Below are 212 nucleotides of genomic sequence, written 5' to 3'. Positions count from 1 at the left end.
CAGGACCTCGTCTACGCATTCTACACCGACGATAAAACCTCCTATCCACTCGCATTTCGCCAGTACGAGAAAGCTGACGACGAAGACCAAGACGACGAGGAGACGAAGTACGATCTCGCTCAGGAGATAGTCACAGAACTGGAAGAAGAGGTAGGTGTACCTGCGGACACCTACCTCTTCGACTCGTGGTTCGCCCACGACTCGGACCTGAT

General features: G+C 53.8%; 1 pseudogene. It reads left to right on the top strand.

Going from position 1 to position 212, the window contains the following annotated elements:
* Window positions 1–212: pseudogene (locus C450_RS19280) on the top strand (IS701 family transposase); the annotation flags it as partial.

This window comes from Halococcus salifodinae DSM 8989, from assembly GCF_000336935.1.
Classification (GTDB): Archaea; Halobacteriota; Halobacteria; order Halobacteriales; family Halococcaceae; genus Halococcus; species Halococcus salifodinae.
Note: the sequence above shows the minus strand (reverse complement) of the source record. Positions and strands in the feature narration are given on the sequence as shown.